The sequence below is a fragment of the Weissella cibaria genome (assembly GCF_004521965.1).
Classification (GTDB): Bacteria; Bacillota; Bacilli; order Lactobacillales; family Lactobacillaceae; genus Weissella; species Weissella cibaria_A.
Genome location: NZ_SDGK01000023.1, coordinates 15,460 through 28,922, shown reverse-complemented (window position 1 = coordinate 28,922; position 13,463 = coordinate 15,460). Strand labels below are relative to the sequence as shown.

19 protein-coding genes and 3 pseudogenes are annotated in these 13,463 nt (G+C 45.3%); 20 read left to right on the top strand and 2 right to left on the bottom strand.

From position 1 onward, the window contains the following. Positions 1–46: 46 nt before the first annotated feature. The gene (locus EST42_RS03645; RefSeq protein WP_134644253.1) at positions 47–613 is read left to right on the top strand and encodes a hypothetical protein; all 567 of its coding nucleotides are present in this window, start codon (positions 47–49) and stop codon (positions 611–613) included. A gap of 44 nt (positions 614–657) precedes the next feature. On the opposite strand, the gene EST42_RS03640 is transcribed toward EST42_RS03645, so the two are convergent. Continuing rightward, complete coding sequence (locus tag EST42_RS03640; RefSeq protein ID WP_134644252.1) at positions 658–1,590, bottom strand: LacI family DNA-binding transcriptional regulator; 933 nt, start codon at positions 1,588–1,590, stop codon at positions 658–660. Between the two features lie 217 nt (positions 1,591–1,807). On the opposite strand from EST42_RS03640, the gene EST42_RS03635 reads away from it, so the two are divergent. The 17 genes from EST42_RS03635 to EST42_RS03575 all read left to right on the top strand — a co-directional run bounded on the left by EST42_RS03635 (position 1,808) and on the right by EST42_RS03575 (position 12,406). Then, complete coding sequence (locus EST42_RS03635; protein WP_134644251.1) at positions 1,808–3,130, top strand: SLC45 family MFS transporter; 1,323 nt, start codon at positions 1,808–1,810, stop codon at positions 3,128–3,130. Positions 3,131–3,148: 18 nt separating this feature from the next. Next, positions 3,149–5,413 carry a glycoside hydrolase family 65 protein gene (locus EST42_RS03630; RefSeq protein ID WP_134644250.1) on the top strand — a complete coding sequence of 755 codons (2,265 nt, stop codon included), beginning with the start codon at positions 3,149–3,151 and terminating at the stop codon, positions 5,411–5,413. A 1-nt stretch (position 5,414) separates the two neighbouring features. After that, a complete protein-coding gene (gene pgmB, locus EST42_RS03625; protein ID WP_134644249.1) occupies positions 5,415–6,086 on the top strand; it encodes a beta-phosphoglucomutase in 672 nt (223 codons plus the stop codon). A gap of 173 nt (positions 6,087–6,259) precedes the next feature. Continuing rightward, complete coding sequence (locus tag EST42_RS03620) at positions 6,260–6,616, top strand: hypothetical protein (protein ID WP_209019471.1); 357 nt, start codon at positions 6,260–6,262, stop codon at positions 6,614–6,616. A gap of 3 nt (positions 6,617–6,619) precedes the next feature. Beyond that, entirely contained in the window at positions 6,620–6,796 is a 177-nt protein-coding gene (locus EST42_RS10475; RefSeq protein ID WP_167711076.1) for a hypothetical protein, read from the top strand. Positions 6,797–6,864: 68 nt separating this feature from the next. Continuing rightward, complete coding sequence (locus tag EST42_RS03615) at positions 6,865–7,143, top strand: hypothetical protein (protein ID WP_134644248.1); 279 nt, start codon at positions 6,865–6,867, stop codon at positions 7,141–7,143. Next, a complete protein-coding gene (locus tag EST42_RS10980) occupies positions 7,128–7,322 on the top strand; it encodes an alpha/beta hydrolase family protein (RefSeq protein WP_245150367.1) in 195 nt (64 codons plus the stop codon). The genes EST42_RS03615 and EST42_RS10980 overlap by 16 nt, the downstream gene beginning before the upstream one ends. Before the next feature lie 107 nt (positions 7,323–7,429). Then, entirely contained in the window at positions 7,430–7,939 is a 510-nt protein-coding gene (locus EST42_RS10975) for an alpha/beta hydrolase family protein (RefSeq protein WP_245150366.1), read from the top strand. Between the two features lie 191 nt (positions 7,940–8,130). Beyond that, positions 8,131–8,322, top strand: a complete 192-nt coding sequence (locus EST42_RS03605) for a P-loop NTPase family protein (protein WP_134644247.1) — start codon at positions 8,131–8,133, stop codon at positions 8,320–8,322. A gap of 105 nt (positions 8,323–8,427) precedes the next feature. Continuing rightward, the gene (locus EST42_RS10470; protein ID WP_167711074.1) at positions 8,428–8,586 is read left to right on the top strand and encodes a hypothetical protein; all 159 of its coding nucleotides are present in this window, start codon (positions 8,428–8,430) and stop codon (positions 8,584–8,586) included. A gap of 56 nt (positions 8,587–8,642) precedes the next feature. Further along, positions 8,643–9,017 carry a hypothetical protein gene (locus tag EST42_RS03600; protein ID WP_134644246.1) on the top strand — a complete coding sequence of 125 codons (375 nt, stop codon included), beginning with the start codon at positions 8,643–8,645 and terminating at the stop codon, positions 9,015–9,017. 50 nt (positions 9,018–9,067) lie between these two features. Then, positions 9,068–9,559, top strand: a complete 492-nt coding sequence (locus tag EST42_RS03595) for a hypothetical protein (protein ID WP_134644245.1) — start codon at positions 9,068–9,070, stop codon at positions 9,557–9,559. Positions 9,560–9,617: 58 nt separating this feature from the next. Continuing rightward, on the top strand, positions 9,618–10,427 hold the full coding sequence (locus tag EST42_RS03590) for a Cof-type HAD-IIB family hydrolase (RefSeq protein WP_134644244.1): 810 nt from the start codon (positions 9,618–9,620) through the stop codon (positions 10,425–10,427). A gap of 250 nt (positions 10,428–10,677) precedes the next feature. Next, positions 10,678–10,854, top strand: a complete 177-nt coding sequence (locus EST42_RS10465) for a hypothetical protein (RefSeq protein ID WP_167711072.1) — start codon at positions 10,678–10,680, stop codon at positions 10,852–10,854. A 320-nt stretch (positions 10,855–11,174) separates the two neighbouring features. Then, on the top strand, positions 11,175–11,423 hold the full coding sequence (locus EST42_RS03585) for a hypothetical protein (protein ID WP_134644243.1): 249 nt from the start codon (positions 11,175–11,177) through the stop codon (positions 11,421–11,423). Positions 11,424–11,665: 242 nt separating this feature from the next. Continuing rightward, complete coding sequence (locus EST42_RS03580; RefSeq protein WP_245150369.1) at positions 11,666–11,884, top strand: dihydroneopterin aldolase; 219 nt, start codon at positions 11,666–11,668, stop codon at positions 11,882–11,884. A 60-nt stretch (positions 11,885–11,944) separates the two neighbouring features. Beyond that, positions 11,945–12,406 (top strand): glutamate ligase domain-containing protein, encoded by a 462-nt coding sequence (locus EST42_RS03575; protein ID WP_134644242.1) that lies wholly within the window; start codon positions 11,945–11,947, stop codon positions 12,404–12,406. Between the two features lie 77 nt (positions 12,407–12,483). Here the strand turns inward: EST42_RS03575 and EST42_RS11525 are convergent. Next, a pseudogene (locus tag EST42_RS11525) lies at positions 12,484–12,534 on the bottom strand (hypothetical protein); the annotation flags it as partial. Between EST42_RS11525 and EST42_RS03565 the strand changes: the two are divergent. Together EST42_RS03565 and EST42_RS03560 are read left to right on the top strand one after the other, a co-directional pair. After that, positions 12,514–12,870, top strand: a pseudogene (locus EST42_RS03565) (MFS transporter); the annotation flags it as partial. The pseudogenes EST42_RS11525 and EST42_RS03565 sit on opposite strands and share 21 nt — an antisense overlap. A 118-nt stretch (positions 12,871–12,988) precedes the next feature. Further along, positions 12,989–13,318 (top strand): annotated as a pseudogene (locus EST42_RS03560) (PadR family transcriptional regulator). Positions 13,319–13,463 lie beyond the last annotated feature (145 nt).

Below are 13,463 nucleotides of genomic sequence, written 5' to 3'. Positions count from 1 at the left end.
TGCTATGATTATGGTACAAACTACTTAGGATAGGGGGATAACAATTATGGTTGAAGCACAACATCAAGAGGCAATTGAGCAGGTTATTTTGAATTTGAAAGCTCAGGCTGCCGGGTTGAATCAACAAATTGCAGTGTTGTCGAAGTTATTAGAAGTTAAGCATGAAGACGTTAATATTGACGATGTACCAGGTCAATTGAAGCGTGCAACGACGAAAGTCATGAACAATGATCATTTGAAGATGATTTTGGTTCGTGGTGAGAACTACGAATTCCGTGAACGCTTGATTAACCAGGCGTTCGATACCGATGTGACCATTGTTGAAGTTGAGCAATTCATGGAAGACTATGAAGCTGGACAACGTGGTGGTCAAGTTGGGGCGCAAAAGTTCAAGGATTGTTATGACGATTACGATGTTCTTGTGATTGAAAACTTGGAGCAATTGGCCGGTAATCGTACTAAATTGCAAGAAGAATTATTTGACCGCGTATATGCCCGTTCACACGCCGGAAAGTTGACGGTGCTTTCAGGTAATGCGGCCTTTATTATTGGTGGTGAATCTGAAGAGTACTTGCAAATGTTGAGTTTGGGTAAGAATATTTTTGTGGGCTAACAATAGCCAAAAAGCCGGTGAGCCTTTGTATCTCACCGGCTTTTTTAGACTGTCGTGGCTCCGTGTAGTAGATTTGGTGCGACGTAAACTGACGTTACCGTTTCGCCAGCCAATTGTTTCATGAGCAAAGCGACCATACGTTGGGCAATGGTTGCAAGTGGTTGCTGAATTGTCGTAAGTGGTAACTCCGCTAGTTGATGGATGTAGATACCATCGAAACCAACAATCCCTAAATCAGTAGGTACCGTTAGTCCCTGACTGTGGCCAGCCCGTAATGCCCCTAATGCCAACCGATCCGTGGCGGCCACGATACCGGTATTGCCGCGCAGATTCAAATCAGCTAAAAAGGCTTGGGCTACGTGCTCATCATTTGGCAGATGATAAATTTCAGTTGTCCGACCAGCTGTTAACATCGCGTCACGGTAACCAACCTCACGATTAATAGCAAATGGTTCAGACATATCGATACTAAGATAAATCAGGCGCGCATAACCAGCGTCGATCAGGGCGTTGGTCGCCAATTGTGTGCCAGCTTTATTGTCGATATCCACCGACGGAATCCCCGGCTCAGTACCATAAATGACGACAGGGACGGTTAAACTTTGTAAGAGTTTAAAGTCCGAGCCTCGTGCGCCACTGACTAAAAAACCATCCACATTCGTTAAATCAAAATTACGATCGTGTCGCATTTCCAATGTGTAACCAGCATGGCGTAATTCATCCGTTAAATGCATCAATAAATGCGCATAATATGGTTCGATTTCATTGATATCATCTAATAAGATGAAGGCGATATTATACTGCCGATTGTTGGCCAGCGCTCGACCAGCCCGATTTTGGACATATCCCAATTCGGCAATCACTTGCTGGACGTCAGCAATAATCTCGGGTGATACCTGATCGGGGTGGTTGAGAACGCGTGAAACGGTCATTTTCGAAACGTGAGCAGCCTGTGCTACGTCTAATAGTGAAACCATGATAATTCTCCTCAAAAATAATGAAAACGTTTTTGAAACACTCAATTTAAATCATAACACTAAAATATGAACGAGATAAGGTCACTCTTGAAAAGCGAAGATGTTACCGGTAACATAAAGAAAACGCTTTCATTTAATTTTGTGGCCGGCTATAGTTGAACTTGTAAATAAAGCGCTTACATTTGCAAACAAAATGGATTTTATAAGGGGAACGAAAATGACAAATGAGGGGACTCGTCAAAAGCTACCAACGTTACCATTACATACCATTTGGATGTTGAGTTTCGCATTCTTTGGGGTACAAATGGGGTTCTCATTGCAGAGCTCAAACTTGGGGCGACTATTACAAACACTGGGAGCTGATCCGCATTCGCTGGGATGGTTCTTTATCCTACCACCGACTGCCGGCTTGTTCGTGCAACCAATTATTGGTCGTTTATCAGATAAGACATGGAATCGATTTGGTCGTCGCATGCCTTATCTGATTGTCGGAACGGTTGTGTCAGCCATCGTGATGTTTTTATTGCCTAACGCAGGAAACTTGGGCTTTAAAGCAACAATCGCGTTGATTTTTGGTGCCATCACCATCATGTTTATGGATACATCATTCAACATGGCGATGCAACCAATCAAAATGGTCGTTGGTGACACGGTTAACGAAAAACAAAAGGGATATGCTTATTCAGTGCAATCATTCTTGGCTAACGCTGGTTCAGTATTAGCATCAGTTTTCCCATTCGTATTGACGGCGATGGGCGTGGCCAACACGGCTAAGCCAGGAGTCATTCCTGATTCAGTGGCGATTTCATTCTATGTTGGTGCGATTGTTTTGGTAATTACGACCATCATCGCGGTGATTAACGTCAAGGAATATGATCCAGAAACATATGCCAAGTATCACGGTATTCAAGAAGAAGGGCCAAAAGAAAGTGTGATGCATTTGTTGACGCACGCACCAAGTATTTTCTGGAAGCTGACAGTTGTGCAATTCTTTAGCTGGGTAGCTTTCCAATACCTTTGGACGTATGGAACTGGGGCAATTGCTGATACAGTTTGGCATGTTACGGATGCTCATTCAGCCGGCTATCAAGCTGCTGGTAACTGGTTCGGTGTGTTGAGTGCTGTGCAATCAATCGGCGCCGTACTTTGGGCTTTGGTTTTGACGAAGGTGAAGCCAGCGCAAGAGTTCTTCGCTTATGGCGGTAGTTTGCTACTTGGAGCCATTGGGTTTGGCTCAATTTTGTTCATCCATAACCAATGGGCTTTGCTAGCGTCATTCATGTTAATCGGCTTTGCCTGGTCATCAATTTTGGCTTATCCATTCACATTTTTGACGAATGCATTGGATGGTAAGAATAACGGCACATATTTGGGTCTATTCAACGGGGCCATCACGATTCCACAAATTGTGGCGTCAGTTGCCTCATTTGGCTTGTTCCCATTGTTGGGTTCATCAATGCCACACATGTTGTTAGTTTCTGCAATTGCTTTGCTCATTGCAGCATTGTCAGCGGTGCGTTTGCTCCGTGGTCACGTTTAAAAATAATAGGAGAATATCATGAAGCGGATTTTTGAAGTTAATCCTTGGACAATTACCTCGCATGAGTTGCAACCAGCGGACAAGCGTTTGCAAGAATCAATGACGTCACTTGGAAATGAGTATATGGGGATGCGGGGTATGTTTGAAGAAACGTATTCTGGCGACTCTTTGCAGGGCGTTTACATTGGGGGCGTTTGGTTTCCTGACAAGACGCGTGTTGGTTGGTGGAAAATCGGATACCCAGAGTACTTCGGAAAGGCGATTAACGCGTTGAATTTTGTGAAAGCAATTATTCAAGTTGATGGGATCACGGTTGATTTAGCAACGGTACCTTACACTGATTTTGAGGTCTCTTTGGATATGCAAGCAGGTGTCTTGCATCGTCAATTTACGGTTAACGGGGTGCAGGTGCAAATCGATCGCTTCATCTCGGTTACGACGAAGGAATTGGCTGATTTGCGTTGGTCATTCACCGCTATTGATGGGCAGACCCACGATGTGCAGTTGACGGCATTGATTGATGGCGACGTCGTCAATGAGGATTCGAATTATGATGAAAAATTCTGGGACGTGCTTGATGCAGAAGCAACCAACGACACGGCGTTATTAATGACGCGAACTGTACCAAATCCATTTGGCGTGCCCCAATTTACCGTGGCGGCCCGGCAACGATTTTTGTCAGATTTGCCAGCAATTGATGTCGTGCAAGAAGACAAACAAGTTGGAAATGTTTTTGCGGGTCAAGTTGGTGCGGCGACACAGCGCATTGAAAAGCGTGTGATTGTCACGACTTCACGTGATTATGCAGATGATACGGCTGTTAAGAATGCGACTGACACGATTTTTGCTAGCATTGCATCAGCAACCTATGACGACTTGTATGATGCACACGTGGCTGGCTGGGCGGCACGTTGGGAAAAGGCCGACGTTCAGATTACAGGTGACGAAGCGGCCCAACAAGGCATTCGCTTCAACCTATTCCAATTGTTTGCCACGTATTACGGTAACGATGCTCGCTTAAATATTGGGCCAAAGGGCTTTACCGGTGAAAAGTACGGTGGGGCAACTTATTGGGATACCGAAGCATTCGCGATTCCGGTTTATCTGGGCGTGACCGATCCAGCCGTGGTGAAGTCATTGTTGCAGTATCGTTATCAACAATTACCTGGGGCCTATCACAATGCTCAACAACAAGACTTAGCCGGTGCTTTGTTCCCAATGGTGACCTTTGATGGTATCGAATCACACAACGAGTGGGAAATTACGTTTGAAGAAATCCACCGTAATTCGTCGATCGCCTATGCCATCTACAACTACACGCACTTGACGGGTGACCGTTCATGGCTTGAAAACGAGGGTAGTGAAGTGTTGATTGGTATCGCACGCTTCTGGGCTGACCGTGTGCACTATTCAGCACGCAACGATGCGTACATGATTCACGGTGTTACCGGACCAAACGAGTACGAGAACAACATCAACAACAACTACTACACTAACTGGATGGCTAAGTGGGTCTTGTCATACGCTTTGGAAAACATCGACACGGTTGCACCAGAGTTCCAAACGAAGTTGAACGTTACAGCTGAAGAACGCAAGCACTGGCAAGAAATTGTCGACAAGATGTACTTGCCTGAAGCGGACGTTACTGACGTCAATGGTGTGCCACGTCACGTCTTTGTTGCGCACGACACATTCTTGGACAAGGAATTGGTACCAGTCCGTGATTTGGATCCAAAGCACTTGCCAATTAACCAACACTGGTCATGGGACCGTATCTTGCGTTCACCATACATCAAGCAATCAGATACATTGCACGCGATGTACTACTTCCCAGATGCCTTTACGGAACAACAAAAGCGTGACAACTATGAATTCTATGAGCCATTCACGGTGCACGAGTCATCATTGTCACCATCTGTTCACTCAATTATCGCTGCTGACTTGAAGATGGACGATAAGAGTGTCGAGTTCTACGAGCGTACAGCACGTCTTGACTTGGATAACTACAACAACGACACGTCAGACGGGTTGCACATCACGTCAATGACGGGTGCCTGGCTATCAATCGTGCAAGGATTTGCTGGCATGCGTGTGCGTGATGAACAATTGCACTTTGACCCATTCTTGCCAGCTGAGTGGGACGGCTATAAGTTCCGATTCATGTTCCGTGAGCGTTTGCTTGAAGTGGCCGTCGATCACGACGGTGCGCAAGTAACGTTAATTTCTGGTGATCCATTGACGATTGATGTCTCAGGCGAAACTGTCGCATTGGAGGTGCAATAAGATGACTAAATTTGCAGACATTAAGGGGTTTGCGTTTGATTTGGACGGTGTCATTACGGACACGGCTAAATTTCATACGATTGCCTGGCGTCGTTTGGCGGAACAGCTAGAAGTGACTTGGACGCCGGAGCTGCAAGAATCGTTGAAGGGTATTGATCGCATGGGCAGTCTCGAAATGATTTTGCAAGCCGGCGGTAAGGAAAATGCGTATACGCAAGCAGAGAAAGAAGGCTTTGCTGTTTGGAAGAACGAACACTATGTTGAGCTCATCTCTGATTTAACACCGGATGATATCTTGCCAGGAATTGCCGCTTTTATTCAGGAACTTAACGATAAGGGCTATCGGGCGAGTGTAGCGTCAGCTTCAAAGAACGCACCGTTTATCTTGGATCGACTGGGCTTAACGGATAGCTTTGTCGGGATTGTTGACCCAGCGACGCTACATGCTGGTAAGCCTGACCCAGAAATTTTTGTTCGCGCAGCTGAAATTTTGAACTTGCCACCAGACCAAGTCATTGGTTTAGAAGATGCAGCAGCAGGAATTGCGTCAATCAACGGGGCCGGTGAAGTTTCGTTGGGGATTGGGGATGCGACCGTACTTGAGGCGGCGGACCTTAATTTCGCTAGCACGGCTGAGGTCACTTTAGCCAATATTGCGGCAAAACTTGATTAACTCACAACGGTGAATAATCTCAAAAAATAAACCACTCAAATAAGTTTTGCCACTAAAAAGGCCGTCGGTTTCCATTGCGGAGACTGACGGCCTTTTACTGTGATGTTAAAAATAATCAGGATAACTAGGTTACATCAGTTGCTTGTTCAGGGACTTGTAAGTCAACGGTGGCTGTGGCAACATTTGCTGTTGGTGTCATTTTAGAAAAGGGCGGTTACATTGATGGTGAAACAACCCAAAGCATCGCCACTCAAAACACAATTGCCGGTGTCTTGGTGATTAGAACGGGTGGGCTATTGGTGATCGCAGGTGCGTTTGCGATGACATTGCAATTGAACTGTGAAACGCACAGTACTATCGTTTACGAAATTGATCGTTTGAAGGCTGGCGGTGTGAAATCAGACGCCACGCCAAAGGTTTGTGCTGTGGTTGAAGCACTAACTGGTTTTGATTATGACGATGTTTGGGATGACAAAAATGTTCCAACAGTGGAAACAGCACAGGCTCGCGTAGACATTGAGGAAGATTAAATCATGAAACTAATTGATAACTATATGACAGAACGAGACACGCTTAATGAGATGGGCATTGATGTGCGAACGTTTAACCAGGCTGATTTGGTAAAGACAGCCAAAGTTACCCCAACTTGGGTGCACTTTGGGGGTGGAATTTATTCCGTGGTTTTCACTCAGAAGTGGCCCAGGAATTAGTGGCTGCAGGTGAATTGCCGGCCGGCGTAATTGTTGCCGAAACCTACGATGATGCCGTGATTTAAGATGTGTATCGACGTTTTGATAATCGCCACTTGAACGTCACGATGAAGGCGGACGGCTCATTGAAGCGTGAGCTAATTGCCTCAGTTTCGGGGAGCTATACTTTTAATCGCGATTATAAGGCTGACTGGCGAACGATGATGAATATTTTTGCCAAGCAATTGGCAACGTTCTCGATTACGGAAAAAGGCTACAATTTACGCCAACCAGATGGATATTTTACTAATCAAGTTTTGGCTGATTTGGCGACAAATCCACATATCGATTGTTGGCGCTCGATTTAGTAACACAAACTACGCAAATCGTCTTTGACGCCAATGCAACGTTACAATTCCCACGCGCTGAAAAGTATGTCTTCAGTAGTGAGGATGGCTCGCCAATGGATGGTTGGTTCTTGGTGGCGCAACGTGATGCACCGTCACCGGTTGTGTTGTACGTGCATGGCGGACCGCACGAGGCTTAGGGGGATGCCTTTTTCTGGGAATTCCAGCGTTTTACCGAAGCGGGTTATAACGTGGCATTCACGAACCACATGGTTCAACCACGTATGGCCAGGACTTTATCAACGCCGTGCTTAACCACTATGGCGAACAAGACTTCCGTGATATATTTGGCGGTTTGGATGTCACATTGCAACGCTTTGGTGAGTACATCGATGCCAGTCAGCAAATCATTATCGGTGGTTCGTATGGTGGCTTTATGACCACTTGGGCGATCGGTCACACCGGTCGATTCGAAGCGGTTATTTCACAACGGCCGGTCACCGAGTGGTTACACCTGACCGGTGCCGGTGATATTGGCTACAATTTTGTGCAAGACGAAATGGGCGCCAATCCCTACACGCCAGGTGGCCGTGAGGAATTGATTAAGCGTTCACCAATTACGTATGCGGCGCAAGTGAAAACACCATTGCTCATGTTGCATGGTGAGTATTACCTTCGAACGCCAATTGCACAAACCGAGATGTATTATACCGCCATCAAAACGTTGACGGATACGCCGGTTGAAATGGTGCGGTTCCCACAAGCATGGCATGGGTGTCACGAAATGGCTTACCAACCTTACGTGAGACACGTTTGACTGTGATGTTTGATTGGCTAGAAAAGATACTAGCATAGCAATAATATAAACACCGCCTCCGCACAAGCAGTGTGCAGAGGCGGTGTTTTTCGTTATATAACTGTATATATTTATGCGAATATGAATTTCTGTCCTTATATATATTGGCGTAGGGTATAATAGAGGAAATATTCGGAAATGAGGCCACTTATATGGCAAAAGTAAATCCGTTTTCACCTAATTTTAGGAAACTACCCAATGTGTTTTTGGGTCAGGAAACGTTAATGAGGTCTTTATTAGATGCTGTTAAAAATAGCAATAGCCCTTGGCGCACCACGTTATTGACTGGTGCAAGGGGAACTGGTAAAACAGCTGTGCAAAAAGTTGGCGACTTTTTATGGTAAAGCCACCCCAATAATTCAGCGATTGATGAAGTACAGACTGATGTCGAGGCGTGGATTGAATTTGCCAAGGCTTATCAACTTTGGGTTTGAGATGGTTATAACGTCATGCTGGTTATGGCGGGATTGTCATTCTATATGGACGACCTATTGCATAATAAAGCGGTGACATTTTTACGTCGGTCACAGCAATATAAATTACGCCCCGTATCGACCCCTAAAGAAATTGCCGCAACGTACATCACTGAGTTACAGAAAACGGGATAACGCTGTCGCAGCAACATGCGTTGTACTTGGCGAAAGAAACCCGGGGCTATCCATATTTGATTCAATTATTTGGTGCTAAATTGTGGGATTTAGGTGTAAAGGTGATTGATGATGAGGTAATTAGTGCCGTTGAGAATTATGCGAAGGATATGATGTTCAGCAATGTTCACCGGTTAATTTTGCATGAATTGTCAGCACAAAGGTCGCTATATGCACAAACCATGGCAAAATTGATGGGTGATAGCAATATTGTAACGACAAGTGCAATTGCTGAGAGTATGGGAAAAACAACGTCAGCACTCAGTCAGGTACGCGAGGCGCTTTTGAATTTTGGCTTAATTGCTAGTCCGAAGCGTGGGGAAGTTATTTTTACTATTCCGTACACGAAGGAATTCTTTCTAGGCGAATTATCTGAATTGCATGACGATTAGGACTACACGATGTGGTTATAAGGATTGAAAAACGTGAGTTAATGAGAGATATGAAAATAACGAAAAATACGGTCATTCTGGGAATTGCGACAATCGCAGTGCTAGTTGTCGCGATGCTGGGTGTCGCAAAGGGGACCAAACATGAATCAACGGCGACAAAACATGTGGCGGCAAGCCTGTCAGCAGCTAAATTACCAAGCAGTAGTCAATCGATTGCCTCGTCACAATCAACGAGTAGTCAGGCTGATGACGTATCAGCCTCATCAGCAACCTCGGTGACAACAGCCACGGCGACGAATGATGCTAAGCCAACGGACGCCGATCAAAGTTACGCGGATGCTGTGGCGTTAGCAACACGTGAGGCTCGTCAAACTGTTACGTCAGACCGTTACCGCTTTGTGGGACCAAAGGGTGGTCGTAATACGGATAAAGAAATTAAGATTGGTTTCCAGAAAATTAGTAACAACCAAGATAGCGCACAGGGTTATGCCTTTTTGGTTTATGATCGCGCGGGAAAATTATTACGTCGCGAAGGATTCTAAGATATTGCTAGCATCTGTTAGATTTGTATGCGAAACTGGCAGTATGGAGGGGTAGCTTATGACATTACCAAAGTTAATCGCCGTCGATTTGGACGGCACACTTTTTGATGACCACCAGCAAGTTAACGCTGCCAAGTTTACGGCGTTATTGGATCGTTTAGATGCAGCTGGTGGCCATTTTGTTGCAGCAACGGGGAATAGCCGCAACGTGGTGGATCATTTTTTAGCACCGTTTGTCGGTCGATTTGACTATGTTATCCAGAATGGTGGCCAGGTTGTCACCAAGGACAATGAGACGTTAGACTTACACGGCTTAGATCAACGACAATTGGAACTCGTTAAGGCGACGGTTGAGGCCGACGATTTGGCGCCGCGCCACGGGAACGTTTATAGCACGGCAACGGATGGTTACATGATGCGTGCCGACAAAGGTAAGGGTGAATTGTATCAGAATATGGTGATGGAATTTCCAAACTTGATTTTTATCGATGATTTATCAGAAATTCCTGACCCAGTAATCAAGATTATTTTGAACTGGCCCGAGTCTGAAGCAACACCATTTATGGCCAAGTTAAACGCCGAACTCGCAGGTACGGCGCACGTCACAACATCTGGCTTCGGCATGATTGATGTGGTGGCACCGAATGTTAACAAGGCGGTTGGATTGCAGACGTTGGCGAATCACTATGGGGTGACATTTGCGGACATGATGGCCTTTGGGGACGGTGCTAATGACATCGAGATGTTGCAGGCGGTTGGTCAGCCATTTGCAATGACCAACGCAGCGCCTGACTTGCTTGAGCAGTTCCCTCAGACAGTCGCCGACAACAATCATGACGGTGTATTAGACACAATTGCGACATTCTAGGCGGTTCATTTCGTTAGTAAAGGTATCGGGCCTGATAATAACGACATGGAGGTACGGGAATGAAAGGATTTGAATTGGTATTTGAGACAAACGTTGTGAACCTTGCAACAGCCACCTTACGACTACGATCGGTGACGAAAGTTGAGAAGACAGGGTTCAAGTCTGAAGCAAATAAGTAAACTAATCGTTTCTCCATTTAAGGTATCACTGATAAAATGATCGTACAAACAAGATTGGAGGAACGAATGTCATGACATCATCACTATATATGTTGTTCAATCAAACGACAGGGACTCCGGAATTGGGGGCCTACTTCGTGACTGAACTAGACGCCATAAAGTATATGTATGCTCACGGCATGCAAGGTTACACAGTTGTAAAGCCAGCACGATTGACTTTTGACAAGCCAACTCGTAAGCGTGCATAAAATCAGAATGATGGAGGACCTAGGTAACTGGGCCCTCTTTTATTTTGCCTGCAAGGTGGTTGGGGTGGGACAGATCGATTTGCCTGGGTAAATCACAAGTTCGGCCGACTGCCGGTTAGATAAGGTGATAACCGGTGCTCGCACCGAGGGAGTTTGCCCAGGTAAATCTTTGACGGAGTCACACCCCAACCGCCATGTCTCGTGCGGTAGCACGACACGCGATACAAAACCGAATACCCGCCGTTTGTGTTAATCAGGCTACTCGCGTTATAATTGTAAGGATAATAAGTAACTGTTGAGAAGTTAGAAACGAGAGTAGTATGTTAACAGTCATCAAACAGCACGAAGATGAAAATGTGATTGTTTACGATTACTACATCGAAGGGCGACAAGATGTTTACGAAGATACCGGCCACATTATCATTGAGTCGATGGGTGGTTCTGCGACTTGGCGCGCCGTAAACGATGATACAGAAAAGTATCTCAAGCAAGCCATCACCGCGTTGATCATGAAACGCAACGAAAACGGTGGTGTGTACCCAGATAACTTAAAGGTTGTGCAGGGTTAACAAAATTGAATAAGAGAGTCGGCAAGAGACACAAAGACCGCTCGCACGGTAAACAGATGATGTTTATAATGCCAGCGGTTTTTTTATTAGCTATTTTCGAATATTATTAATAATAATCACTAAAAACAACGATAAAGTTTGTAACGGGGAGAATGATTGGGAATATAAAATTACTAAACATGCGTTTTTACGCCTTTAATGGTGTGTATGCGGAAGAAAAACGGTTGGGGCAATAGTTGAGCGTGGATGTGGGCGTGCATTATCCCATTGAGCGCCTGGTGCAGGGGGATGACTTAGCAACGACGATTTCCTATAGTGCGGTGTATCGCACTGTTGAACGCGTTGTGACGACGACTCAATTTGATTTAATTGAGTCTGTTGCATTATTAGTCATGAGGACCTTGCAAACTGAATTTCCACAAGCAATGCAGGTCGATGTTGCCGTTACCAAGCACGCCTAACCAGTGCCAGGTATCTATGATCCATTTACCGTTTCCATATCGACGGCAGAAGAATAACGCATGACCACAGCATATCTGAGTATCGGCAGTAACCTTGGTGACCGCCAGCGGCACTTACCAACGACACCTGAAAATCGGCAATTAGCCTTATCACAAGTGACGCTATTTGGTCGGTTAACGGTGACTGGACGGGTGATTTATGATGGTGCGCATAACCCAGCGGGTGCTCAGCAGTTAGCTAATGAATTGAATCGCTGGGTGTTACGGGGACACGTTATTTTAATTCTGGGGATGCTAGCCGATAAAGATACCGCGGCAATTCAAGCAGCGTTAACACCATTAGCGCGCCAAGTGATAAGGCTAATTGCCGATAATCAACGGGCTACGTTAGGTGAAACGATGACACAGGTAAAACAACTCGCAACAGCGGCGGATTGGATTGTTGTTGCTGGTTCGTTTTATACGATTAAGGGAGTAATGACACATGGCGATTTGGCAAGTGAACACGACGCGTTTATCTGATGACGCCGGGTTAATTATTGGCATTTTAAATACCAGCCCGGAATCGTTTTACGACGGTTGTAGCGCTAATTGCGATTTCAAATACTGTGGGTCGCTTCGCAATCGGGACATTGTCGGATCGTTTTGGCCGTAAGCCGATGCTGATGCTGACATACAGCGCAACGTTGATTGCCGTTTTAGTGTTGACCTTTAGCAGTCATATTGCTGTACCAATGTTCTATGCCATGATGATGGTCGGTTTCTTCTTTGGTGGGACGATTACAGTCTTGCCGTCGCTAGTTGGTGACTACTTTGGTCTGCAAAATCACAGCCAAAATTATGCGATGATTTATCAGGGGTTTGGTTTTGGTAGTTTAGCTGGGGGCAATCTTGCCGTCGTCTTTTACACCTATATTGTGCTATTGATTGTGTCATTAATCATTTGGTTGACAATCAAAACACCTAAATATGTGGAATCAAGGTAATGACTGGATGAGAGCTACTAGAAAATGATGTGAAGCGCGAGGACAACTCGCGTTTTTTTGATTAACCGATCTATGAAGCATAGGCTAAATACCTTGGCTGAGTAATGGAGAAAATAACATGGCAGAAATATCAAAGGATTTGATTCGCGGGCACATGGATACGATTGTAATTAACATTTTGGCTCAGGGAGATTCATACGGTTACCGTATCGTACAAGATATCAAGACGATGTCGGGCGGACAGTATGAAATTAACGAAGCCAAGTTGTATACCGTGTTCCGGCGCCTACAAAAGGCCGAGTACGTGACGCCATATTACGGCAATGAAACGTAAGGTGGTCGGTGCAAGTACTATGCCATTACAGATGCTGGTAAACAAGCGTTGGTCGAAGCACAGGTGGCAAAAGTTGTCATCGATCAACTCATGGCCGGTCTGACTATTTGGTAAAGGCACAAGTGAAGTCTGGTAATGTCAAAATGATGTAAATTAAACGGCGCAATCATGATGGTTGTGCCGTTTTTATTAAGCGGCATCAGACAAAATCCCATAATCGTCAGACAAAACAGTGATTAATTGCAAGATGCTTAAATAA